Origin of the sequence: Asticcacaulis aquihabitans (assembly GCF_032490435.1) — a bacterium.
Classification (GTDB): Bacteria; Pseudomonadota; Alphaproteobacteria; order Caulobacterales; family Caulobacteraceae; genus Asticcacaulis.
In genome coordinates this window covers 451526-476291 of record NZ_JAVGWM010000002.1, presented here as the reverse complement: position 1 = coordinate 476291, position 24766 = coordinate 451526, and the positions used below count along the sequence as shown (strand labels likewise).

16 protein-coding genes are annotated in these 24766 nt (G+C 56.5%); 8 read left to right on the top strand and 8 right to left on the bottom strand.

Annotation, left to right across the window (positions count from 1 at the left end):
• Positions 1-40: 40 nt before the first annotated feature.
• Complete coding sequence (locus RCJ00_RS08880) at positions 41-2200, bottom strand: TonB-dependent receptor (RefSeq protein WP_316221449.1); 2160 nt, start codon at positions 2198-2200, stop codon at positions 41-43.
• 115 nt (positions 2201-2315) lie between these two features.
• Positions 2316-3716 (bottom strand): P1 family peptidase, encoded by a 1401-nt coding sequence (locus RCJ00_RS08875; RefSeq protein WP_316221447.1) that lies wholly within the window; start codon positions 3714-3716, stop codon positions 2316-2318.
• A 327-nt stretch (positions 3717-4043) separates the two neighbouring features.
• Between RCJ00_RS08875 and RCJ00_RS08870 the strand changes: the two genes are divergently transcribed.
• From RCJ00_RS08870 to RCJ00_RS08855, 4 genes are all read left to right on the top strand, one after another.
• The gene (locus RCJ00_RS08870) at positions 4044-4637 is read left to right on the top strand and encodes an FMN-binding negative transcriptional regulator (RefSeq protein ID WP_316221446.1); all 594 of its coding nucleotides are present in this window, start codon (positions 4044-4046) and stop codon (positions 4635-4637) included.
• Positions 4638-4895: 258 nt separating this feature from the next.
• On the top strand, positions 4896-6659 hold the full coding sequence (locus RCJ00_RS08865) for a DUF885 domain-containing protein (RefSeq protein WP_316221445.1): 1764 nt from the start codon (positions 4896-4898) through the stop codon (positions 6657-6659).
• A 10-nt stretch (positions 6660-6669) separates the two neighbouring features.
• Positions 6670-8445 (top strand): DUF885 domain-containing protein, encoded by a 1776-nt coding sequence (locus RCJ00_RS08860; protein WP_316221444.1) that lies wholly within the window; start codon positions 6670-6672, stop codon positions 8443-8445.
• Between the two features lie 434 nt (positions 8446-8879).
• Positions 8880-10340 (top strand): methyl-accepting chemotaxis protein, encoded by a 1461-nt coding sequence (locus tag RCJ00_RS08855; protein ID WP_316221443.1) that lies wholly within the window; start codon positions 8880-8882, stop codon positions 10338-10340.
• A gap of 328 nt (positions 10341-10668) precedes the next feature.
• Here the strand turns inward: RCJ00_RS08855 and RCJ00_RS08850 are convergent, their stop codons facing one another.
• Together RCJ00_RS08850 and RCJ00_RS08845 are read right to left on the bottom strand one after the other, a co-directional pair.
• Positions 10669-11193 carry a response regulator gene (locus tag RCJ00_RS08850; protein WP_316221442.1) on the bottom strand — a complete coding sequence of 175 codons (525 nt, stop codon included), beginning with the start codon at positions 11191-11193 and terminating at the stop codon, positions 10669-10671.
• A 291-nt stretch (positions 11194-11484) separates the two neighbouring features.
• Positions 11485-13671 carry a methyl-accepting chemotaxis protein gene (locus RCJ00_RS08845; protein ID WP_316221441.1) on the bottom strand — a complete coding sequence of 729 codons (2187 nt, stop codon included), beginning with the start codon at positions 13669-13671 and terminating at the stop codon, positions 11485-11487.
• A 409-nt stretch (positions 13672-14080) separates the two neighbouring features.
• Between RCJ00_RS08845 and RCJ00_RS08840 the strand changes: the two genes are divergently transcribed.
• The 4 genes from RCJ00_RS08840 (at position 14081) to RCJ00_RS08825 (ending at position 19834) form a co-directional block, all read left to right on the top strand.
• Complete coding sequence (locus RCJ00_RS08840; protein WP_316221440.1) at positions 14081-15553, top strand: methyl-accepting chemotaxis protein; 1473 nt, start codon at positions 14081-14083, stop codon at positions 15551-15553.
• A 183-nt stretch (positions 15554-15736) separates the two neighbouring features.
• The gene (locus RCJ00_RS08835; RefSeq protein ID WP_316221439.1) at positions 15737-17386 is read left to right on the top strand and encodes an EAL domain-containing protein; all 1650 of its coding nucleotides are present in this window, start codon (positions 15737-15739) and stop codon (positions 17384-17386) included.
• A gap of 178 nt (positions 17387-17564) precedes the next feature.
• Entirely contained in the window at positions 17565-18713 is a 1149-nt protein-coding gene (locus tag RCJ00_RS08830) for a hypothetical protein (RefSeq protein ID WP_316221438.1), read from the top strand.
• Positions 18710-19834, top strand: coding sequence for a hypothetical protein (locus RCJ00_RS08825; protein ID WP_316221437.1), 1125 nt, complete (start codon positions 18710-18712; stop codon positions 19832-19834). Before RCJ00_RS08830 ends, RCJ00_RS08825 begins: the two co-directional genes overlap by 4 nt.
• 84 nt (positions 19835-19918) lie before the next feature.
• Here the strand turns inward: RCJ00_RS08825 and RCJ00_RS08820 are convergent, their stop codons facing one another.
• The 4 genes from RCJ00_RS08820 to RCJ00_RS08805 form a co-directional block, all read right to left on the bottom strand.
• Positions 19919-21349 (bottom strand): serine hydrolase, encoded by a 1431-nt coding sequence (locus tag RCJ00_RS08820; protein WP_316221436.1) that lies wholly within the window; start codon positions 21347-21349, stop codon positions 19919-19921.
• Positions 21350-21772: 423 nt separating this feature from the next.
• The gene (locus RCJ00_RS08815; protein ID WP_316221435.1) at positions 21773-22201 is read right to left on the bottom strand and encodes a response regulator; all 429 of its coding nucleotides are present in this window, start codon (positions 22199-22201) and stop codon (positions 21773-21775) included.
• Positions 22202-22267: 66 nt separating this feature from the next.
• Positions 22268-23965: a methyl-accepting chemotaxis protein gene (locus RCJ00_RS08810; RefSeq protein ID WP_316221434.1), complete on the bottom strand. Its 1698-nt coding sequence runs from the start codon at positions 23963-23965 to the stop codon at positions 22268-22270.
• Entirely contained in the window at positions 23962-24522 is a 561-nt protein-coding gene (locus RCJ00_RS08805) for a BLUF domain-containing protein (RefSeq protein ID WP_316221433.1), read from the bottom strand. The genes RCJ00_RS08810 and RCJ00_RS08805 overlap by 4 nt, the downstream gene beginning before the upstream one ends.
• Positions 24523-24766: the final 244 nt, after the last annotated feature.

Below are 24766 nucleotides of genomic sequence, written 5' to 3'. Positions count from 1 at the left end.
AATTGGCCCGCCACAATAAAGCGGCGGGCCGGTACAGGTATCAGAAGGTACGCGACAGGCTGACACCGACGGTGCGCGGCTTGGTGCGCGACGACTGCTGCCAGGCGTCGTAAGGATCGACCAGCAGGTTCTCATTCGTCAGGTTGGTGACGTAAAGTTCCGCGGTGATATCGGACCAGGTCACGCCGATCCTGGCATTGAGCAGGTTGATCCTGTCGGAGGCCTGAGTGCGCGGGACGAGGATGGAATCGTCGGTCGCATAGGTCTTGTCACGATAGACGTAATCGACGTGAACGAAGCCCGGCATATTGGCCGCCCAGTCGAAGCTGTAATCCGCCGCGATGGTGGAGGAGAATTTCGGCGCATAATCCAGGCCGTCACCGACCTGGAAGTTGGTCGTTTCCCCGGCGGCCAGATTGATCTTGGTGACCTCGCCATCGATATAGGCAGCATTGGCAGAGAGCGTCAGGGCCGGGGTCACGCGCCAATCGATCGTGCCTTCCAGTCCCTTGATCTCCATCTCGCCGATATTGCGCGTATAGCTGACATAGCCGGCCGGGAAGTTGAAGAACTGACCGGTGCGCAGGGCGTCGTCATACTGGCTGTAATAGGCCGCGATATCGAAGCGCACCTTACCGTCGGCCACAATCCCCTTGGTGCCCAGTTCGTAGTTCACAAGTTTTTCGGGATTGTAGGGCGGCAGGCCGGCGCCATTGAAACCGCCCGACCGGAAGCCTTTGGAAATATTGCCATAGAGGTTCCACTTCTGCGTCAGGGCATAGGTGAAATAGACGCGCGGATCGGTCGAATCGAAGGTCGCCTTCTGCACGGTGCCCGCCAGGTCGGTGGCGGTTTCATCATCCTTGAAGGACCGAATACCGACACCGACGAGCAGCTTGTCCGTGACCTTATATCCGATATCAGCAAAGGCGGAGACCGATTTGGACGTATCGTACTTGCGGTAGGTGAAGGGATAGGTGCCGCCGGCATAGTAGGAGATACCCCGGTCGTCGAGATTACCCTGCGCATCCTTGTAGAAGGCGCCAATGGTATATTGCCACGGACCTGTGCCTTCGGAGGTGAGGCGAATTTCCTGAGTGAACTGCTGGGCGCGATCGGTAATGCCGTCGAAGCCCTCGTTCTCGATGCCCGCCGACGTCGTCTTCGGCCCGGCGATGTAGGTGGTTGTGTAGTCGCGGTCGAGCTCGACAAAGCTGGTTGAGCTGGTCAGGCGGCCAATGCTCATCTTGTAATTGGCTGTGACGTTTAGGATCTGCGAGCGATCATGGCGTGGCGGTAGCAGGTCATAATCCGGACTGACCGGCACAGGGCGAGTACGGTCCGGATTTTCGTAGTCGAGACCAAATTTGCTCTTCATCGAATAGGTTGTGGCCGTGGCGGTCAGGTCGAAATCGTCGGTCGGCTTCCAAAGCAGTTTGGCGCGGAAATTATAGATGTCCTGATTGTTGCCGTCTTTGATGCCGAGGCCGGGCTGGTCGATCCAGCCGCCGCCGGTTTCATAGTCGCCCGCCAGACGCAAGCCCAATGTGCCCTTGATCAACGGCAGGCTGACGGCGCCAGACACCTTGGTATTTGTGTCGCCCTTGTCAATCGACGAGACATCGCCCTTGATAAAGCCGTCCACGCGGTTGAGGTTCGGACTCTTGGTGATAAACCGCACTGTGCCCGCCATGGCCCCCTGGCCATAGAGCGTGCCCTGCGGCCCTTTGAGCACTTCCACCCGCTCGAGATCGAGTGCGCGCAGGTCGACCTGGCGGAAGCCGCCGGTCAGGGTCACCGGTACATCGTCCATATAAGACGAGACCAGGGCATCGGACCCGCGAATATTGGTGGCGCCACGCAGGAAGATCTGCGAGGAGCCCGGACCGTCGTAACGCAGAATCAGACCTGGCACCGAATAGGACAGGTCCTGGACCGTTTGGATATTGCGCTTTTCCAGCGTATCGGCGCTCAATACATTGACCGCCACAGGCACGTCGATCTGGCGCTGACGGCGCTTCTGCGAGGTTACCACCACTTCGATGACCTCATCCGTCTCCGGAGCGGCCGTTTCCTTGGTCGCTTCCTGAGCCTGTGCCACCGCCCCAATTCCACTCAGCACACCACTTACCAGCAGGGCCGACAGGAGTGCGCGTGCCGACACACCCCCTTTAGCCGTCTTGAAAAATCTCGATGTCATTTCTTGTTATCCCCTTCGTGTGTGTGGATATCCACGGCATCAGATTGTTTTTGTGACGGTCCTGTGAATAGGCGCGTAGCCGGTCCAGACCGGTGCGCGCCACGCACCAAACCGCCTACTTTTTCGCCTTCTGCTTGATCCCGGTCTGTTTCCACAGGCCCGGATTCATAACAAGCGTGCCGGACTGGTTGAAATCAAGCACCGTTGGGTAGCGGCCCGGCACGGCGAAGGTGCCGGGCCCCGACGGCACCAACTCGACCGCCTGATCAAGCGGCACATTGAACGCCTTGCGCGCACCGGTGGCCCGGCCGAACAGTTTGCCGTCCTTTTCGGTCACCGAAACGGTGACAAAGTTTGAGAACCGGTAGTCGCCTGCGTAACCCGCCAAGGCTTTTGCAGAAACAGCTGGCTGCGGCGTGATGACCGGCAACGGGTCCTGCGCCGGCACAGAATTGAGGATAGCATCCCACATAAGATCGGAAGCGATGGCGCCGATTTCGGTGCTGTCGGCAATACCCTTCTCGGCCTCAATTTCACCGGTGGATACGGCATAGAGCGCGTCGCCGTCATTCATCGTCGAGAAGGGCTGGATGCCGCGCGCCATGGAGGTATGAACCTGGATCGCCAGACGTTGAAGTTCCGCCGCATCCATCTTTTGATTTACGACCACTAGGCTGATCGTGGTGTTATGCATCGGCCCGCTCGGCGTGGCCCATCCGGCCTTGCGGCTTTCCGGCAGGTTATGCATCAAATCATTGACCGTTATATTGGCTGGCCAGCCGGCATCGTTGTAACAGGCGGCCAACTTGCCGTCCCGGTTAACCACCACGCCGTAAGGGTTGGCTACGGTAAAGACAGCGATCTTCAGGTCGCCAATCTGGCGAAACGCGCCGCCCTGCCCGGAGTGCGCCTTGCAACCGAAGAAGTAACCGGACATGGTCATGCGTCCGGCCCCGGCCGCGCCGTTGCGGAAAACGCCCGGCTGAGCGGCGCGGTAGGCCGCTTGAGCCAGTTTTTTGTCGGGGTAAATTTCATTGAGGCGCCGGTCGCCATAATCGAAAATGATAGCGCCCAATGCCACCGCGATGGAATCCCAGTTGCCGGTATTCCTGCCGTCATCCTTGAGCGCGCTGGCCACCGCCGTAGTGCTCTCCAGGCCGTAGGCCGAACCGCCGGCAAAAACGACCGCGTCAAAATCCGAGGTCGGATAGCCCAGCCGCGCCAGATCGGTATTGACGGTGCCAGGTGCTCCGCCGCGCACATCCACAGCCGCCATGACCTTCTTGTCGAAACTGAATACCGTCACGCCGGTCGGGCCTTCGCTATATTCGCCGGTGCCGATCTTCAGCATCGGCCAGTCGAAATGCAGTTCCTTGCCGCCGGAATTGATCAGCGGCTTGAGATTGGCCTGACTGTCCGGCGGGGTCGGTGCTGGCGTCTGGGCCACGACGGGGCCGACCGTCAGCGCCAAAGCAAAAGCCGAGGCTGAGACAAGAAGCAGAAAAGACTTGGTCATGTGTATATCCTCGTGGACTGATTAGACTGGGGCCAGCAGCAGACTATGCCGCATTGCAAAAAATGTCGCGTGTGGTGCGCCAGAGTCACCACCTAAGCCACATGCGCGGGCAATATTGGGAATAGAACCGAAAATGCGTCGGGCGTGATGGCCGATGAAGTCAAGCTAGATCAAGGATTTGTGACTGTCAGGATGCAAAGACCGGAGGCAGCGGTGACGCAGGCTCACCACCAGCGCTGCCTTTTATGGGTGTTGCCCGTCAGGAGGCGTGGGTATGATTACCGGCCGTCTGTGTCTTTTCCGCACGCCGAACAGTCAGGAAGAAATATGAGCCCCAGCCTTTTCCGCGCCGAACCCTATATCGCCGCCGACCCCGCCGCCATAGTGCGCGACTACCCATTCGCGACCCTGATCCTGCCAAACCTGTCGGCCACTACCACAGCCATCGTTTTCGAGACGGACGACAGCACCCGAACCTTGATAGGGCATATGGCCGGACGCAATCCGCAGGCCAAAGCCATGCACACAGGCGACAAGGTCCTGACAATTTTCACCGGACCACATGCCTATATTTCGCCCCGCTGGTATGTCGAAAAACCGGAGGTTCCGACCTGGAACTATATCGCGGCCCACGTGCGCGGCACACTGGAAGTGATCGAGGACGACGCCGGCCAAACCGAGGTCTTGCGCCGAACAATTGAAGTCGCCGAAGGTGGATTTGACGATCCTTGGACGATCGACATGGCCGCCGAAGGGCGGGTGGCCTTTCTGCTGCCAAAAATACGATCCTTCCGCATCCATATCGACACTATCGAAGGCACGACCAAGCTCAGCCAAACCCATCCGGAGGGTGACCGACATCGCATCATCGCGGGCCTGAAAGATCGCGTCTACCCGACTATTTCCGATCTGATGACATAACCGAGCGACCTCCTGAAAGGGAAGGTCAGGCTCAGTTGGCGAGATTTTCAGTATCGACGTGCGCTTTGCTTGAAAAGCCACACCTGACCGATTGCCCTTCGCGCGGACAGCACTTGCCATCCTCGTTCTGCGGCAACGTCCCGGCCCTATGCTGGCCTTACCGCACCAGTATGACCTCCGAGACTTACAGAAGCGATTGCAAAATAATATATACGGTATACGTTAATTTCTTCCGATGTGGATTGGGAGGAATGGACTATGAAAATTGCAATCGCCATCGCGGCCTTGCTAGCCACCAGCCTGAGCCTGGCATCGACCGTTCCGGCTGTTGCCGCGACCGCACCGGTAAACCGTAACGATGCGGCCTTTCAGTCCATTTGGAAATCGGAATGGAAATGGCGCAAAGCGCTGACCGGTGACAATGACGACGACAGCGGCGAAGACGCTATCCGATCGCACTTCCCGGATGTGTCTAAGGCGGCGCAGGATGCCAAGCTGATGCGCTGGACCGACACCTTGAGCCAACTCGATAAAATCGATCTCCAGGCCCTGTCGCCGGAGCAGCAGGTCAATTACACGGTCTATCGCAACCAGATCGAGACCCTTGCGGCGCGGCAGACGTTCCGCAGCTACGAAATGAGCTTCGGTTTCTGGAGCGGCCTGAGCTATGCCGCGCGCAAGCCGATGCGCACCGAGCAGGATTACCGCAACTATATTGCCTACCTGAACGACGTGCCGCGCTATTTCGGCCAGAACATTGATAATATGCGTGCTGGGCTCAAGCGCCGCTTCACCCCGTCCCAGGTCTCCCTCCAGGGCCGCGACTCGTCAATCGCTATTACTTTCGAGAACAAGACGCCGGAACAGACGGTCTTCTATACGCCGTTTCAGAACATGCCTGCCTCAATCCCGGCTGACAAACAGGCGCAATTGCGCAAACTGGGCACGGAGGCTATCGCCCAAAGCGTCATCCCCGCGCACAAGACCCTGCTGGCCTTCGTGCGTAACGAATATATCCCTGGCGCACGCAAGACCATCGCCGCCTACGACCTGCCTAACGGCAAGGCCTATTACCAGTCGCTGATCCGCGAATATGTAACGCTCGACCTGACGCCTGACCAGATTCACCAGATCGGTCTGGACGAGGTGGCAAAGATCCGCGTCGAAATGCAGGCCGTTATGGACGAGGTCGGTTTCAAGGGAACGCTCCAGCAGTTCAACGACTTCCTGCGTACGGATCCGCAATTCTACGTCACCACGCCACAAGCCTTCCTTGATCGTGGTGCCTGGATTTCCAAGGAATTTGACGGCAAGGCGGCGCAGTATTTCGGACGCGCGCCGCGCATGCGCTTCGCCGTGGTGCCAACGCCCGACGCCATCGCGCCCTACAACACAGGTGGCAATGGCGGCCCCGGCGTGCTGATCCTCAATACCTACGACCTGAAATCACGCCCGCTCTATACCCTGCCCGCCCTCGTGCTACACGAAGGCGCCCCCGGCCATGCCTGGCAGATGCCACTGGCTTTGGAAAACAAGACCCTGCCCGATTTCCGTAAGTCGACCTATATCTCGGCCTATGGCGAAGGCTGGGCGCTATATGCCGAGCGCCTCGGCGTTGAGATGGGCATGTATCACACGCCCTATGATCGCTTCGGCATGCTGACCTACCAGATGTGGCGCGCCTGCCGATTGGTGGTCGATACCGGTATGCACGCCAAGGGCTGGACACGCGATCAGTCGATCGCCTTCCTGCGCGATAATACCGCCCTTTCCGAGCACGAGATCACCACCGAAACCGACCGCTATATCAATACGCCTGGCCAGGCGCTTTCCTACTATATCGGCGAGATGACCATCTGGAAGGTGCGCCACAAGGCCGAGGCCGCCCTGGGCGATCGGTTCGATATCCGCCAGTTCCATGACGCCGTGCTCGACCTAGGCTCCGTGCCCTTGCCGGTGCTGGAAGCGCGCATCGACCGTTTTATCGCCGAGGGCGGTAAAGGCCCTTACGCCGAGCAATAGGAATTTTCGCATGATCCGTTACAGCGCACCCCTTACCTTGGCGGCTCTCCTGCTGACTGGTGGCATGGCCCAAGCCGCACCGGTCACGTCTGCCGTCGCCTGTGCCAGTGCGTCCGATTCAAAAATGATGACCCTGGTGGCGGATTTCGAAGCCTTGTCGGCCGCGCGCGATCCCGTCCGTGAAAGCGGCAACGGCAACCTGGCGGCACTGGCGCAATGGCCGGATGACAGCACCGCAGCCCTGAAAGCCTACCGCCTGGCGCTGAACGGTCTGATGTCGCGCCTGAATGCTATCTCCACCACCGGCCTTTGTCCTGATCAGGCCCTGAACCAGGCCCTGATCAGGGACCGCCTCGCCCTGGAAATCGATGGCCTGCGCTTTGACGAGGCCCGCCTGCCCTTCAATACGGGCGATGGTTTCTACACCGTGCCTGACTATGCCGCCGCCGGCGTCGTCCTGCGCACAGAGCCCGAGGCCCGCGCGTGGATCGCCAAGCTGAAAGCCCTGCCCGCCTACTACGCCACCGAAACGGAAAACATGCAGCGCGGGATCGCGACCGGCTTTATGCGGCCAAAGCGGGTCGCGACCAAGGCGCTCGCGGTGATGGAAAAACACGCCGCGCAAGCCGTGGCCGAGCATAGCCTGCTCAATCCGTTGAAAAACCTGCCGGACAGCCTCCCGGCCGCCACGCGCGCCCAACTCGTGGCCGAAGGCACGCAGGTCATCGCCACCCAGGTGCGCCCGGCGGAGGACGCCCTCGTGGCATTTTTCAAGAACGACTATGTGCCCAGGGCGCCGGAAAGTATCGCCATCGGCGATCTGCCCGACGGGCGGGCCTATTACCAGTACCTGATCCACCGCAACGCCTCTACCGACATGACGCCAGAGGCCATTCACGAACTGGGCCTCAACGAAATGAAGCGTATTCGCGCTGAGATGGATGCCGACATCAAGGCCAGTGGCTTCAAAGGCAGTTTCGCCGAGTTCCAGACCTTTATCCGCACCGATCCGCAGTTCATCGCCACAAGCCCTGAAGACTATTATGCGAAGGTCAGTGCGGTGCTGATCCGAGTCCAGGGCTTGCTTCCGCTCTATTTCCGCAACCTGCCGCGCCAGCCGGTAACGGTCCACGAAGTCGATCCGCAGCTCAAAAGCTCGTCGTCTGGCTATAACCCCGCCAGTCTTGCCCAAGGCTTGCCCGGCACGGTGGTCATCAATACGGACCATCTCGATCAGAGTCCGACTTCGGGACTGACCGCCTGGACGCTGCATGAGGGCCTGCCGGGTCACCATCTTCAGATCGCGCTGGCCCAGGAAAATGACGCCTTGCCGAAATTCCGCCGCCGTGACGACATCAATGCCTTTGTCGAGGGCTGGGCGCTCTACAGCGAACATCTGGGTGTGGAGATGGGCATGTACCGCACGCCATATGAGGATTTCGGCCGCCTATCCTTGGAGATGTGGCGTGCCTGCCGACTGGTCATCGACACGGGCATGCACGTCCAGGGCTGGACCCGTGATCAGGCCGTGGCCTGCCTGCGCGACAACACCGGCCTGAGTGACCGCGCTATCCAGAACGAGGTTGACCGCTATATCGGCTGGCCGGGCCAAGCCCTGGGCTACAAGATCGGCGAGATCCGCATCCGGCAACTGCGGGCCAAGGCCGAAGCGGCGCTGGGGCCGAAGTTCGACCTGCGCGACTTCCACGACCAGGTCCTGAAAAACGGCCCCGTGCCGCTTGATATCCTGTCGCAGCAAATCGACACGTGGATCGCGCATCAATAAAGAAGGCGATGCGTCAGCAATAAGGCCCGAAGATTGACCGGCGAGCCCTATCTTACTGGCCAGCCGGCTCATCAGGCCACCGCCTTCGTACGCTCGTCAATAATCCTTCCCTCTATGCTTCCCCAGGCACTTGGAAAGGAAACCCCGGTTGCGCGATTCCGAACTTAACCTTGCACTCAACTCGCCCGAAATCGACATTATTTAGTGGAGGTGTGTCAAGGCTTCTGGACTCGGTTAGTGATTGATATTGGCGTGACAGCGTAAGCCATGATGTACAGATGTGGCATCTATTTACCCAAGGTTAAGTATGCGCGCGATTTGTCCAAAAAACATAAATTGAAAATTAATCTATCCACGACATGTCTTAATAGTTTTCAATAAAAACCCAATGGCAAACATAGATAAGTAGGAGTCATGCAGTGGGAAGCTGGAATATGTTCACAAAGGTTGGATTTAACACGGCACAGGCAAAACTTGACGCTCTAAACCGGTCTTTAGCTACCATAGAATTTGCTATGGACGGTACGGTTCTTGATGCCAATGAAAACTTCCTGCGCGTTATTGGATACGATCTCGGCGAGATCAAGGGCAAACATCACAGTCTCTTTGTCGATCCTGCCTTCGCAAAGAGCGCCGAGTACGAGCGCTTCTGGCAAGATCTGAGACGTGGCACGTTCGCCTCTGGAGAGTTCCTGAGATTTGGCAAAGGCGGCGCAAAGGTTTGGCTGGAAGCAACCTATAATCCGGTATTCGATGAGCATGGAAAGCCTGAGCGGGTAGTTAAGTTCGCCTCGGATATCACGGCCAAGAAGAATGAAACCAGCCGCTTGATGACCATGATTGACGGCATGCCGGTGGCCGTTATGACGGTCGATCCAAAGAATGATTTCCGCATCAATTATCTCAATGCCACCTCTGAGAAAACCTTGGGCGCGATTGAACAATATCTGCCGGTCAAAGTGGCGGATATGTTGGGCGCCTCGATCGATATCTTTCACAAGAACCCCTCGCACCAACGACAGATGTTGGCTGACGATCGACTTCTGCCGCATAAAACAAAGATCAGGATTGGGCCTGAAGTTCTCGAACTACAGATAACAGCCATCAAAGGGCCCGATGGCGAGTATATTGCGCCAATGTTGACCTGGGCGATCATTACCAACCAGGAAAGTATTGCCACGGACGTGTCACAGGTCGTCGCCGCTGTGTCCCAAGCGGTTGACGATATGCAGCGCTCCGCCGACGGTTTGGCGGGGGCTGCCGAGAATGCCAGCGAGAAAGCGTCCTCGGTAGCGACCAGTTCCGAACAGATGACCGGTGCTATCCATGAAATCTCCGGACAGGTAAGTCGGGTATCGGATCGCGCGCAGCAGATTGCGATACAGGCCGCAACTACGGATACGACAGTGCGCTTGCTGGCTGAAAATGCACGCAAGGTTGATGCCGTTGTCGCTATGATCAATTCAATTGCTGCACAAACCAACCTTCTCGCCCTGAACGCAACCATCGAATCCGCACGTGCGGGAGAGGCTGGCAAAGGGTTTGCCGTAGTCGCTGGTGAGGTTAAGGCCTTAGCCGGACAGACAGCCAAAGCGACCGATGAAATCACGCAGCAGGTGAGCGCAATTCAAAAATCGACCGAAGAAGCCGTTTTGGCCATCGGAACCATTACCCGGGCGGTGGATGAGCTGTCGAACCTGACAACCGCCATGGCCGGCGCCGTTGAGGAACAGGCGGCGACCACACAAGAAATGTCCACCAATATTACCGGTGTTTCCACCGCCGCCGCAGCGACAGGAGAGCTTGCTGGCAGCGTGAGCGCAATCGCCTCCGTCTTGGCGGGACACTCTGACGGATTGAAGGGCAGCGTTGAGCGTTTCCTGAAAGCGGGTTGATGGCCGTGCCAGGAGGAGAAAGCGTATGAACTCACTTCGTTTATTTTTTTGGCTTTCGCTGTGCTGGCCCTGCCGCTATAAGGTTATGTCGAGGCTCGCGGGCTTATAACTTAACCTACGTTCATACCATGCTTAGAACATGACAAGCAATCCGCGCACAGTCTAACAGAGTAGGCGAATTTTTTCCGCCGCGTCTGTTTGGGTCCTGAGTTGTATCACCTTGACGGCGCATCCGAAAACGACCCTGTCGGTGCCGATTACATGATCGTATTGATCATGCAATCGGCATTTGACATACACGCCGGTTTGATCTCTGTGCCGTAAGCGCCTATTCGGTACGATCTGTCGACCTGCGGAACGGCCCGGCATAGTCCGGACGGGTTTTGCGTCGCCGGTCAGGACCGGTATAGCTCGGAATGGCAATCCATTCCCGCTTGCTTCTCATGACGCGCTGGACATGGTCCATGAGGACCTGAGCCGTAAACGGCTTGGCGATGATTTCGTTTACGCCAGCGTCACGTGCCTTGGTGACATTACTGCGAACCGTGTGCCCGGTAATCATGATGATCGGCAGAGTTCTATTCGGGCTGTCGGACCCCTGACGTAAAAGTTTCGCGGTCTCTATACCATCCAGTTGATCCATCACCAGATCCAGGATCATCAGATCCATCGGAGACGTTTTAAGAATTTCAAATGCATCGACACCGCTTGAAGACTGTTTGACGTTCCTGACTCCCATGGTCCGAAGGATTTCCGAGACGATTTTCCTGATGTTGTGACTGTCATCCACGACCAGAACATTCAGGAGCGACAAATCGATAGGCCCCGTCGCTTCCGCTTCCCTCTTTTTCATCAGTGTAGTCCTCGAACGCTGCTAAGTTACTGGTAGTTCCTCTCAGGCAAGTCTTCGTGCGGGCGAATAGATGACGCAGAGTGACAGTCGACCAAGAGCCTGCTTTTGTCCGGCGGTTCCAAATCGCCTGCACGTGACCCAGACTGAACCCTGACTATTCACGGAAGGTTAAGACGACCGGGCGCGTTACTCTATGCATTCCCATATCCGAGCCCATATCCGAGCGCTGACCATTACGCCTGAGTGGGTAAATGTGGCTAATGCCGGCGCGGGAGCGCCGGCGGTTCACCCTTATGCCGCCCTCACCGTTGCCAGGAACTTGTCCATTTCGTGGTGCAGCCTTTCCGCCTGCTGAGCCAATTCAGCCGACGCATTTAATACCTCGGTGGCCGAGGTGCCGGTCTGCTCCGCCGCCAGCGCAACGCCGGTAATGTTGGAGGTCACTTCCTGAGTGCCAATCGACGCCTGGTTGACGGCTTGAACGATTTCCTGCGTTGCCGCCGTCTGCTGCTCGACGGCCGAAGCGATTATTGTGTTGGTCTGATTGATGTTCTGGATCGTGCCTGAAATATTGGCAATAGCCGAGGCTGCCTTGGCGGTGGCTTCCTGGATGTGCGCTATCTTGGCGGATATCTCGGTTGTCGCACTTGCTGTCTGTCCGGCCAGAGCCTTGACTTCAGACGCAACAACAGCAAAGCCCTTTCCGGCCTCTCCCGCGCGCGCCGACTCGATGGTGGCATTCAGTGCCAGCAGGTTTGTCTGGCTAGCTAGCCCCGCGATCAGATCGACCACGCCGCCAATACTGGCCGTCACTTCGTTCAATTCCTCCACGATTTTGACAGCTCCGCTCGCTTCTCGGACGGCTTCTGATGAAATGGTTGCCGACGTCTCGACCTGGCGGCTGATTTCGTTGACCGAAGCGCCAAGCTCCTCTGCCGAGGATGCCACAGAGGTGACATTTGCCCCCGCCTCTTCTGCCGCCGCCGAGACTGCGATGGATTGAGCCGATGCCTGTTGCGCCGTTGTGGACAGCTGTTGAGCGGAGGCCTGCATTTCTGTGGCCGCGCTCGACACCAAGGTCACGATGCCACCCACAGAACGTTCGAACTCGTTCGCCAACTTCAGCATGATCTCGCGGCGATCCTGGTCCTGCCTTATACGCTCGGCCTCGGCGCCCGCGGCTTTCTGAAGGGCTTCCTCTTCCGTCACGACGCGAATGCGATCCACCGCACGTGAAATGTCCCCAATTTCGTCACGACGCTCAGCCCCGACAATTTCACGCAGTTTTTCACCCATGGCCAGCCGGCCAAGCGCTTCCGTCAGGCGCGCGATAGGGTTGGCGACATTATTTGCCATGATAGCAATAACGATGACGCCCAGCACGGCCACAATCCCAGCGCAAATCAGTTCCCAAAGGACATCGCTGCCACCCCGCTTTTTGAGCGAATTCGACAGCCTGTCGGCATCCGCCATGACGACGGTGCGGGGAACAGAAATGATGACCGACCAATACTGCCCGCTACGCCCCAGCTGCACCGGCGCGTAAACCCGCATATCATCGTGCTTTTTGTCAAAGTTCACGGCAGATTTGCCCGCCTTTATGACATCTATAGCATTCCAGGCCAGGGGATCGAAGGGTTGAATGGACTTGCCTATCGCCTCTGGAAAAGCGCTGGATGCGACAACAAGACCGTCTGAAGTGACAATCGTTACATTGCCCTTGCCATCGTAAATCGACTTCTTGACGTCCAAGGCCAGGGCCTGAACGAAAGACAGATCAAAATCGGCACCCGCCACACCTTTGAATTGGCCCCCTATCATGATGGGAACCGACATGGTGGCGAGGAAGACGTTACGACCTTGCACAATGTAAGGCAGAGGCGCCAGGATGCTTTCATGTCCGGTCGTTTCCGGCCCGATAAACCAGCCTCCCTTCACCAAGCCGTTGGAATGGAGGTCTTTACTGTCATATTCCACCAGGGGCTGGATGGCGATCTGGCCCTGGCCGTTGCGCGTCCAATATGGCAAGGCCCGCCCCGTTGCGTCCGAACCGACATCTTTTCGGTTCATATATGCGGCGTCTGCGCCATCGATCGCATTTGGCATCCATGCACTGTAGGTGCCGTTGAAGCGCGGGTTGTCCTTGAGAACGCTGACCAGAATGTCATTGAGTTGGCGGCGCCTCTCCCCCTTCGGGGCGCCATCGGGACCGGCGACCACTTCTAGACTGCGCGCCATATTGCGAGCCGAGGAGAAGGCTGTGTCGACTTCCGTTCCAACCTTACCCGCCTGAGCAGAGGCCAGCCGGGTAAGGGACTCGCTACTACTGCGGTCAAGCAATCCCTGGACGTTTTCGTTTACAAAATGTGTCGTTTTTCCTGACGAAAAGACACCATACCCGACCAATGCCCCCGTTGCCGTTAATAGGCATAAAGCGGACAGGGCCACGATCTTGGTTTTTACAGAGTGAATGTTCATTTGCTCCTCCAGCCGCCTAACAAGGCGTGGAGAAACCCTCAATCCCACAAAATTAATATGGTCTTAAAAAGACTTTCTTGGCTATAATAAAAGTATCCAAAATACTTGTAAAATTATCGCATTGACGCAATTTGCGACAAAACACCAAATATCAATTTCAGTAAAATGTTACCAATCCATGTGTAAGCGGCAAATTTATATTATATAGAAAAGAAAAATATTCATCATATAACCAATAACAAACTGCCAAATATTGAGAATGTATCAAGATGGAACAGATATCAACTTATGCGTGCAGAGCAATAACGTCGAAGAAAATTGCCCAAACCTTCACTACGTTTTTAAAAGAAATGAATTATTAGCTTTTTCATAACATCGTTAGATCACTACAGAGGTTGAGGAATTGAGCATGTTTAAGAGTTCGCAGGCAGAGGCGACATTGTCAGCCTTTTCCAAATCGCAGGCGCTGATCGAATTTGCCATGGACGGCACGATCCTGACGGCCAACGACAATTTCCTGACGGCCATGGGATATAGGCTCGACGAAATCAAAGGCAAACATCATAGCCTGTTCGTATCCGTCGCCTATGCCCAGACGGAAGACTACAAGCAGTTCTGGCGGCGATTGAACCAGGGCACATTCGATACGGCTGAGTATCTGCGCATCGGCAAGAATGGAAAGGAGGTCTGGATCCAGGCCTCCTATAATCCGGTTCTCGACAAGCGCGGCAAACCGTTCAAGGTCGTCAAAATCGCCACCGATGTGACTGCGCAAAAGCTGAAGACGGCCGAATTCGAAGGCCAGATTGCCGCCATAAACAAGGCTCAGGCGGTTATCCACTTCGATCTGAACGGGGTCGTTCTGGACGCGAACGAGAACTTTCTCACAGCTCTGGGGTACGATCTATCGGAGATCAAGGGGCGGCCTCATTCGATGTTCGTTGACCCCGCCTATCGCGACAGTGCCGAATATAAGCAGTTTTGGGACGCGTTGAGGCGCGGAGAATTCCAAGCCGCGGAGTATCGGCGCATCGGCAAGAATGGAAAAGAGGTCTGGATCCAAGCCTCCTATAATCCCATATTTGACGCCAAGGGCGTTCCTTTCAAGGTGGTGAAGTTCGCTACCGATACGACCCCGCAGGTTCACGAGCGCATGCGCCGCGAAAAAATTCAGGTGGGCATCAGCCGCGACCTGGGTGAAATAACGGTCGCCATTACCGACGTTGCCAAACTCGCGTCGGGAACGGCCACGGCCTCTACCCAAACCTCTTCAAACGTACAAGTCGTCGCCGCCGGGGCGGAGGAACTGGTGGCATCGGTTTCCGAAATCAATCATCAAGTCCACATGGCTCTCGAAGTGTCTCAGGCGGCTGTGCAAAAAGCGACAGATACGACCGAGATCGTGTCGGGCCTGTTCGAAGCAACGCAAAATATCGGCGAGTTTGTGGTTCTCATCAACCATATCGCCTCGCAAACAAATCTCCTGGCCCTAAACGCCACCATAGAGGCGGCTCGGGCCGGAGAGGCCGGCAAGGGATTTGCGGTTGTCGCTTCTGAAGTCAAAACTCTTGCCTCCCAAACGTCAAAAGCTACCGACGAAATCCGCAGCCAGATTGCCGGCGTTCAAAACTCCACACAAAGTGCAGTTGATGCGATAAGTCAGATCACCGACGTGATTGGCCAGATCAATAACATTTCAACAGGGATCGCTGGCGCCATGACCGAACAGTCGGCCGTTGTGCGGGATATCGCCTCCAACATGCAGTTGGCAGCCGATAGCGTGGAGACCATCACAAATAACGCCACGACCATTGCCAGCGCCGCTGCGCAAGTCGACCAATCCACCCGGAGTGTGAGCGAAGCGGCCCGAGCATTAGGCTAAGCGGCGTCAGGTGTCTAATCTTACCGTAAAAATGTCCAAAGCCTGCCGTCACTTCCTTCAAAAATAGGGAAGTGCTCGCATAACGGCTGAAAAATTTACCGCCGCTTAACTATATAATACGATTTTTGAGGAACGGCGGCATCTGGCCGCCGTTTCCGTCGCTATCAGGACCTTCGCCTCCCTATGTCAGACCTGTTGAAGCTTAAAGCACAACGTGACCGGTTTCTGGCCTTCGCAATGGCTGCGGCGGATATATTGGTAGAGGTTGACCACGACTCAAGGACGCTATCGACCTTCGGCGCCACGCAGACCCTGCTGCAGGGGGACAGCGCGGGGGAGCCCTTCGCGGACCTGTTCGTCGAGCAGGACCGCCCCCTTGTGGTCCGCTTGCTGGCCAAGGCCTGGGATAGCGGGCGCATCGAACCCGTCGTTGTCAGGCTCCGACAGAGCAATGGTAACGCCCTTCGGGTGAATATCGGCGCCTGTCATTTTCCCGGAGGGAAAACCCTATTCATCACCCTGACCTTGTTGTCGGCCCTGCTCGCCCGGCTGGTGCCCCAAATCGATCCCGTCACAAGCCTCCTCTCCCTGGAGGAATTTCGCGAACTCGCTTCCGTCGTTGTCGGTCAAGCGGCCGATGACGCCGCATATCCGAAAGCCATGCAGCTTATCGACCTTCCGGGACTGGCCAATGTTCTGGAGGGCCTGCCCGCAACCAAATCGGCACAGGTCTTGGCGGAAGTCGGCGCTGTTCTGCGCGCCAATGCGCTAAGCGGCAACCTGGCGGGTCAAGTCGGTCCTGATCAGTTTGCCGTTGTAACCTCCGGCACAACCCCATCGGATGCTGTCCAGCAGCGGCTGGATGTCAGCGTTTCCGACGCCCTGAAAATGGCCGGCACAAAGAAAAGCGTCACATCGCGCGTCGTGAATATCCAGATCGATGCCGGCGATCTGACGCCGGAAAGTGCGTTCAAGGCCATTTCTTACGCCCTGCAAAGCTTCGCGACCGGCAATGAGGCCGACCTGAAAAGATTTCAATCGGGCCTTTCTGCCGCCCTCGAAGCCACAGTCGGCCGATACAGCCATACGCGGGATCTGATTACGCAACGTCGATTTGAACTGCATTTCCAGCCGGTCGAGGACCTGCTGGCGCGTACAGTCCATCATTTCGAGGCCTTGGTACGATTTGACAATGGCCAGTCCGCTTACGAGACGGTGCGGTTCAGCGAAGAAATCGGCTTGGTCCAGGAACTCGATCTCGCAACAACCGAACAGGCGATAAGGGCTCTTGAGGGACGTTCAGACATCTCCCTTGCGGTAAATATCTCCGGAGCGTCGATCGAAAACGATGGCTTCAGACACGCCTTGATGAGTCGACTGGCAAGCGCGCGCGCGCTGAGCGAACGGCTGCTCTTCGAAATAACCGAATCAAGCCAGATTACCGACTTGGACACGGCTGCCGCGTTTCTTGGCAGCGTGAGGCGCCGCGGCTTCAACCTCTGCCTCGATGACTTCGGTGCGGGGGCAGCTGGCTATAACTATTTGCGCGCCCTTGAGGTCGACTATGTCAAGATCGATGGCAACTTCCTCCAGGCTGCCGTCACGAATGAGCGGCAGCGTGCCCTCATACACTCGATCAAGGTTCTGTGCGATGACCTTGGCGCCAGCATAATAGGTGAGATGATCGAAACGGAAGAGATCCTGCAACTGGCCAAGTCCATGGGGCTCAGGTACGGGCAAGGCTATCTTCTGGGTAAGCCGCTGAAAGCCATTCCCCCTCGGGCCATGCCTCCGCCAGCCAGGCGCCAGGGATACAAAGAATCCTGGGGATGACTGCGGTGCAGTTTTACTGACGGTTTTTCGGACAAGCCTTTTGCAACTGAGTTTCTGCAATTGGCGCATCCGAACCCAATAGTGCGTGTAAGCGTTTAATTTGCTCTGAAACCAGGTGGCTGGCGCACGGCATTGTCCCGCGTTTTGCTGCACCTCCATCTATCAAGAGAGACTACCTATGAGCAGGTCAAGAGCCGCAACCAGTGTAGCCCCCAGAAAGCTGGGGCGCGATTTGCGCAGTCTCGTCAATCTCGGAGAGACAGCGTCCACCAGCCGCGTGTTAAATCTGTCCCAGATACACCTCGCCGCCGCCAATGAGTCTGATTACGCTAGACGGCCGTTTTTCAGGGACTCGCGGCTTAACAAAGCGATCCTCATAAAGCATACCCTGCGCACCAACGAGCTGGAGATATTTCCCAGACCCCGGCGCACCGCGACAAAAATTATTCTGCCCTTTGATCCGGCCGACCTCAAACTCGGGGGGGCATCGGTTTTCGTCGGCCAACGCGGCTTTGACACCTTCTGCAAGTCGCAGCTGTCCTCGAATTCAGATATGGCGGTGAATCCGGATGTCCAAATTTTGGGCCTGCTCGACTCAATTCCCGCTCTCGATCCCTTCCTGGTGCGGGAACTACTGGCTCGTAATGGCTTTAAGCCCGCCCATTGCTACCTCAAGATTTCACCGGCCGATATCCAGCGGATGATCGGCTTTGCCAACGCGGAAATTGAACGGCTGGTGAAACGCGCGTTCGGATCGACCATTAATGGGGCGTCCCTAAAGCTTGCCACCAAGATCTTGTCGAACGAGCTCGACCAGGAATTGACCCCCCTAAAACATACCCTGCGTCTGTCGGATGCCGAATTCTCCGAAGGTATTTTTTCGTGGCGCGGCTTCCTCTATTTCAAATGGCGGTTCTTTGAGCTTCAGGAAGAGATGCGCGGCGTGATTGCCGGCCTGTCAACCTACCAACCGGCGGGCAAGCCCGATGATGCGGTAAAAGCCTATCTGGAGGAAGCTCGCCCACGCCTGGGGCGCAGCATCGGCCAGACCATGATCCATGTGGGACGCAGCCTTGCGGTCTATGACCAGGCCTATGCCGGATTGGTCGACCGGGCCGACCCGTCACGGTTCAGAACCTTTCTGCTGGATGGCCCAAAATTGTTCTACGCGCTGGGCGAAAGCATCGCTATCCTCGGCCACATCGCCTCCTTCTGGCAGTATCGCATGGGTCAAACCGATTTAAAGTCGCGCCTTCACGTCGAAGACTATGCCGACATACTCATGGACTTCGAGGATAGCCTGTCGAGCCTGGACGGCGAAGAATGAGCGGCCACCGTCCCAAAGGCAACACGCGCGAATTCCGCAACCTCGCCAATATCGCCGAGACCGCCTCCACGTCCCGCATACTGAATCTCGCCTACGTCCATCATCACGCCAACGAAGAACCTGAGTACAAAAAGCAGCCATTTTTTCAGCATCCGACCTTAAACAAGGCAATACTGGTCAAGCACACACTGAGACCGAATGAACTGGAAGCCTTTACGCGAGATCGCCGTACCGCCACAAAAGTCATTCTGCCCTTCGATTCAACGGATCTGAGATTAGGTGGTGGCGCACTGTTTGTCGACCAGGTCGGCTTCGAACGCATCCTCAGGGAGGTGTGCGGCGGAAGCGCGATGGACATTCAGAGTGATCTACGCATTTTGAAGATGATCGACGCCCTCCCCTCCCTTGACCCCTTCATACTCAAGGAGTGTCTCGCCAGACAAGGCGTCCATCCGGCCGGCTGCTATTTCGTCATATCGAAAAGCGACATTGCTTCGATGATGTCCTTCGCCAATGACGAAATCGACAAACTTGTACGGATTGCATTCGGCGACTCGCAGAGCACCGCGTCGATGCAGTTTGCCAGCAAGATACTGTCTGACAACGTGGACAGTGAGCTTGATCCGCTGCGCGCCACCCTTAGGCTCAATTCAAGTGAGTTCTCGGAAGGACTGTTCTCCTGGCGTGGATTTCTGTATTTCAAATGGCGATATATTGCTTTGCGCGAAGAATTAGGACGCGTGATCGAGGGCCTGGCCAAATATCAACCGCGGGGTTTCACCGACGCTGATCTGAAGGAATATATCACCACCGCGCGGCCCCGCATTGCAAAGGACATCATGGCGACACTGGCCAGTGTCGGCAAAATCCTGGAAAATTACGATTCCGCCTTTGCCGCCCTGACGAAGGACCTTAACCCAACGCCGTTTCGGACCTTTTTGATCAATGGTCCGGCCATGTTCTTTGAACTGGGCGAAAACGTTGGTGTCCTAAGCCATATCGCGTCGTTTTGGTCCTACCGCATGGGCGGGAGTCGCACGCACCGCCTGTCGTTGCTGGAGTTTGCGGAACTGCTGATCGATTTCGAAGAGAGTCTGGCCTGCGTATTCGTCGACAGATAGACGCAACAAGCAAATCAATGCTTGAACCTTCCCAAACCCGCTCACTCAACGCTTGGGGCGTATAATGGACCGAAACGCAGCCCGTCAGCGATGAGCTCTGGCGAATTCGGCATGGAAATCGTCGAGAGAAATTGTGCCGTGGTCGGCATCGGTAAAATTTAATTGCAAGGCCTGCGAAGTCAGGAAGAAGTCTTTCGGCGACGACGCGTACAAGGGGTCAACCACGCCCTTCCAGATTTCGGCAACCAACTGGTCCCCTTCCATTCGGATTTCAAAATCACCGAGATCGGGAATAGTGAATGTACCGGCAAATGGAGCCAGTTGAGATGTGGGCAGCGTAACCGCCCGCCGCTCAATTGAATGAAAATCCGGCCAATTATATGCAGCCGCGACACTTCGCAAGATTTCGTTTCCAAGTTGGAAACCCTGATCGCCATTAGTCAATATCACCGCGCCGTCACCGCTGTAGGCGTACCCAACGATTGTGGCCTTGTAGCCGGCATTTGAGCCATCGTGATAAAAATACGGACCCTTGTCGCTTCCGCCTATCCTGAAAGCGAGGCTGGAATCCCCCTTGCCCTTCTTCAGCATTTCGCGAGCCATCGCTACAGAAAGCACGTTAGATTTGCCATTCAACGCCTTTTGGACCTCCAGAACGTAGGCCGCGAGATCCGGGGCCGTGGTCCACAAACCGGCCGCCGCCATCTCCGGGTAGCTATGTGCGCCGCCGGCAATCGCTACACCTTTATTGTCGAACGGTTGAGCGACATTTTGGAAGCGTTGGTCAAGCGGCTGGCTAAAGCTGCTGTGGCTCATGCCAATGGGCTTTAACACTGTCTGATCCAGGATATCCGGAAATGTTTTACCCGTTGAGTCGATCATCATTTGCTGAACGATGGCGTATCCCCCACCGGAGTAGCGGTAGTTTGTGCCAACCGGTTGATCTACGACGACGGGCGGCGAATTTGCTGGGGGTATGCCATTAAGCACGGACACCAGTGGCGGTACCTTTTGGTCGGCCGCATATCCCTGAAAACCATGCACGGTCGTGCCGGCCGTATGTGATAAAAGCAGCCGCAAAGTGACGGGCGTAACCTTGGTGAACGCGTTGTCCGGCAGCTTCCAGCTTTTCAGCGTGTCGTTGACCGGGGTGTCGAGGCTTAGCTTGCCCTCATCTACCAGATGCAACGCCGCCATGGCAGCAACTGGCTTACTCACGGATCCTGCTTGGAACATTGTCTGCGAGGTAACGGCATGACCGCTCGGCCCAGCGATGCCAAACCCCTGGCTCCAGGCCACCTTGCCATCGTGAATAACCGCGATGCTGACGCCCGGAACATGCAGTTTTCGCATCTCGTCGGTTAGGGTGTAGAGTGTGGGAGGCGCCCCTTCCAGAGATACTGCCGGTCGCAGACCGTTGATCACGGCTTCGACCTCTTTCGACTGAGCATGAACTTGAGTCGTGGCGGCACCCAATAACAAGGCCACCAAAAACGATAGGGGAAGGTTCTTCATCTGAAATCTCTGTCCTAAACGTCCATAACGACACGTCATCTTCGTCGTTCGAAGGCGTAGCCGTTACATGGCAAATCAAGGATATTGCTATGTCACCTCGCTCTTATGGCAAGTTAAGCTTTGGTTATGTTTGCCGACGATTTTGGGATGATTAGCCGCCTCTTACGAAAACGTCGACTTTGCGCACAGGTCCTCTTCTCGCTGCTTTGCCGGCATGACCGCGGGTAGGCTCGGACGCCGCGCTGATCGCCATCTGCGCGATTCACAACCTAACCGCCCGGTGAGCCCGGGACGGTACACCTAATCCAAATTGCGCAGACACCTGCCCCGACTGTCGCTACCCCTGTCGTGACGCGCGCGCAAACGCTTTCCGTATGGGACGTTTCGACAGCAACCTGAGGCTTGCCAACCGGCTCGAGCTGTCTATCGGATAAAGACTGTATCGGCTTCAATGCTGATCATGGCGTTCATTAGTTTGGTGTCCAACTCTTTGCAGAGATGTTCCAAATCAACCAGCTTGAACGGTTTGGCGAGTATGTAATCGACATGAGCCCGGCGGGCGCGATTAATGGCATCGCTAATGCTGCCGTTATCTGAATAGTCCCCGGCCGTCATGACGGCAATGTTAAGATCCGGCTGCAACGCCTTATACTCGTGCAGGTGATCCAAAGAATTGTCTTCCTCCAGAAAAATATCCAGAAGGAGCAGATCGAAGACGGAGGTCCTTAGTTTTTCATAGGCCTCCGCATGGGATGCAACACTCTCGGCATGCGCGCCAAGCTTATGAAACATCGCGCCAATCGCGTGGGCTTGGGTGCTGCTGTCTTCTACGATCAAAATAGTCTTTGTCATGTCACTACTCACTAAAAAAACGCTATAAACCGCATGCTGGCACTATCGGTGTACAGCGTTCGCTCTTTACGCCGCCCTAACGGTGGCCAAAAACTTGTCCATCTCGACGTGTAATCGCTCCGCTTGGGTAGCCAATTCGGCGGAAGAGCTAAGCACCTGGGAGGCCGCCTCTCCCGTTTGCTCAGACGCCTGGGCCACGCCTGTGATATTGGACGTCACCTCCTGCGTGCCAATCGAGGCCTGATTGACGGCCTGGACGATTTCCCGAGTGGCGGCGGATTGCTGCTCGACCGCAGAGGCAATCATCGTGGAGGTGCGACTGATATTCTGGATCGTGCCCGTGATGTTCTGAATGGCGGAGGACGCCTTGGACGTCGCTGCCTGTATTTGGGTAATCTTGTCCGATATGTCCGTCGTTGCCTTGGCGGTCTGCGCCGCAAGAGCCTTGACCTCAGAAGCGACAACCGCAAAGCCCTTGCCGGCCTCGCCGGCGCGTGCCGATTCAATAGTTGCGTTGAGGGCAAGCAGATTGGTTTGCCCTGCCAAGCCAGCGATCAGATCGACCACACCACCGATCGAGGACGCAACCCCATCGAGTTCCGCGACGATACGCACCGCCTCATCGGCTTCGCGCACGGCCTCCGAAGAGATAGCGGCCGACGTTTCGACCTGCCGTCCAATTTCAGCCACCGAGGCGCCCAACTCCTCGGCTGACGACGCCACCGACGTCACATTGGCGCCCGCTTCTTCTGCCGCAGCAGACACTGCCACCGACTGGGCCGAAGATTCTTGCGCGGTCGCGGTAAGCTGTGCCGCCGCCGCCTGCATCTCGGTCGCCGCGGACGAAACCAGGGTGACAATCCCGCCGACCGACTTCTCGAAATCATCGGCCAACTTCAATGTTGCCGCCTTGCGCTCGGCTTCCGAGCGCTCTTTTTGCTCCGCGGCCTGACCACGCATAGTTTCCGCGTCTGTAAGGCCCTTACGGAATATTTCCACCGTGCGCGACATTTCGCCCAATTCGTCCTTGCGATCCTGTCCTGGAATGCTCACCGAAAGCTGCCCCCGCGCCATGCCGGTCATCATATCGGTCAGGCCACGCACCGGCTTAACAATGCCGGAGAGTGTCAGCCAGAAGGCCACAGCCATGACGGCAAGCAAACCGCCTACGACCGAGGCATAGGTGAGCCAGATCGTAGAGTGCGTTTGAGCCGTTGTGGCTGCCGCGAGCTTGCCCAGACTGGCTGTAAGCCCGTCATTAAAGGCTGTGATCTTGGCAGAGACACGCGACAACGCTGGCTCGCAGATATCCAGCATGCCCCTTGCCGCCTTTACGGAATCATTAGGGTCGGTAGAATGCGCCAGACGCAGCGTTTCCGCACACGCCCCAGACAATGCGGTCTCAAAATCATGCTTTATGGCCGCAACCTGATCCGCTTCCTGTGGCGCCGCCTTGGCGGCTGCATCGAGCTTACCAAGTGTGAGGTCACGGGATGCGGAAAATGTTTTGTCCGCCTCGGCAATCGCCTGTGGGTCCGTCACAAGCGCCAGACGAAAAATATCGCGAGAGACCGCAATTACACCCCGGTTGGCACGGGCAGCATTTAGAATAGCGACCTCAGGCCCCGTAAGCACGGCACTATAGCGCGTGTCGATGTTGCGCATGTTGTTCGTCGCAAACACGGTTGCCGCGATCGAGACCATGCCCAGAGCCACCAATAGTGACAAGGATTTTGCCAGGATCGGCCAATTCTTGTAATTCATTTGCTCAGTTCCACATTCTGACGATGAGTCATTGTTCTTAACCCCATCATTTCGGTATCGCCCATGAGGTTGATGACGCGGGACTGGGACCGCACCTCTTCCAGTTTCAGAATGTCCTCACAGAAATCGACGATTGCCTCCTCAGGCAAAATGTCCGGAAAATCGTCAAAGATGCCGTATTCAGCAAAGACATGATCCTGCTTGGGCGAGCGCACTGCGCCCCCCATGGCCCAAACGGTAAAGCGACGTTTGGCAATTCTCGAACGCGCTATAACCGCAATGTCCGTATGACGGGTATCGCGCTGGAGGCGTTCGAAGATTGTATCGATGGCCAGGCCATTTCCTTCAAGGACTTGGATAAAATTATGCTTATCGAAGAACAGAAAGCCGGTGACATGATGGACATAGTTGTTGGCGCGCGAGCTTTCCATAATCCCACGAAAATCACTGAGCGGCCCCCGGTTTCCCGGTACATAACGACTCGTATATATCAGTCTGCAAAGCATCTTATTACCTTTATCTCTTGCCCGCCTGGCCTTACACCCGGCGATAACCAAATCGCCTCCCCTGCCTCAGGGGCGCCGACGGACCAGCGTTTCTTTACGAAACTTTATAACAATGGCTTTAACTCGACATTTAGAGATCGTTACAACATCGTAACAATTATCATTTAAACTCACCGTTTCTTTGATACGTACGTATCATTTTCCGCGTCTCGGGTGACCAGTAGGGGAATGGCTGTCAGGGCGTTTGGCGCTGCCAATCAGCGATGGACCTTACCAATTGCGATAACACTCGGTT

Bases quoted from the DNA above. Each gene is read 5' to 3' on its own strand.
- RCJ00_RS08865 (WP_316221445.1), top strand. From the start codon at position 4,896: ATGAAAATTGCAATCGCCATCGCGGCCTTGCTAGCCACCAGCCTGAGC.
- RCJ00_RS08820 (WP_316221436.1), bottom strand. From the start codon at position 21,349: ATGAAGAACCTTCCCCTATCGTTTTTGGTGGCCTTGTTATTGGGTGCC.
- RCJ00_RS08850 (WP_316221442.1), bottom strand. From the start codon at position 11,193: ATGAAAAAGAGGGAAGCGGAAGCGACGGGGCCTATCGATTTGTCGCTC.
- RCJ00_RS08810 (WP_316221434.1), bottom strand. From the start codon at position 23,965: ATGAATTACAAGAATTGGCCGATCCTGGCAAAATCCTTGTCACTATTG.
- RCJ00_RS08870 (WP_316221446.1), top strand. From the start codon at position 4,044: ATGAGCCCCAGCCTTTTCCGCGCCGAACCCTATATCGCCGCCGACCCC.
- RCJ00_RS08830 (WP_316221438.1), top strand. From the start codon at position 17,565: ATGAGCAGGTCAAGAGCCGCAACCAGTGTAGCCCCCAGAAAGCTGGGG.
- RCJ00_RS08880 (WP_316221449.1), bottom strand. From the start codon at position 2,200: ATGACATCGAGATTTTTCAAGACGGCTAAAGGGGGTGTGTCGGCACGC.
- RCJ00_RS08815 (WP_316221435.1), bottom strand. From the start codon at position 22,201: ATGACAAAGACTATTTTGATCGTAGAAGACAGCAGCACCCAAGCCCAC.
- RCJ00_RS08825 (WP_316221437.1), top strand. From the start codon at position 18,710: ATGAGCGGCCACCGTCCCAAAGGCAACACGCGCGAATTCCGCAACCTC.
- RCJ00_RS08860 (WP_316221444.1), top strand. From the start codon at position 6,670: ATGATCCGTTACAGCGCACCCCTTACCTTGGCGGCTCTCCTGCTGACT.
- RCJ00_RS08855 (WP_316221443.1), top strand. From the start codon at position 8,880: ATGTTCACAAAGGTTGGATTTAACACGGCACAGGCAAAACTTGACGCT.
- RCJ00_RS08875 (WP_316221447.1), bottom strand. From the start codon at position 3,716: ATGACCAAGTCTTTTCTGCTTCTTGTCTCAGCCTCGGCTTTTGCTTTG.
- RCJ00_RS08840 (WP_316221440.1), top strand. From the start codon at position 14,081: ATGTTTAAGAGTTCGCAGGCAGAGGCGACATTGTCAGCCTTTTCCAAA.
- RCJ00_RS08845 (WP_316221441.1), bottom strand. From the start codon at position 13,671: ATGAACATTCACTCTGTAAAAACCAAGATCGTGGCCCTGTCCGCTTTA.
- RCJ00_RS08835 (WP_316221439.1), top strand. From the start codon at position 15,737: ATGTCAGACCTGTTGAAGCTTAAAGCACAACGTGACCGGTTTCTGGCC.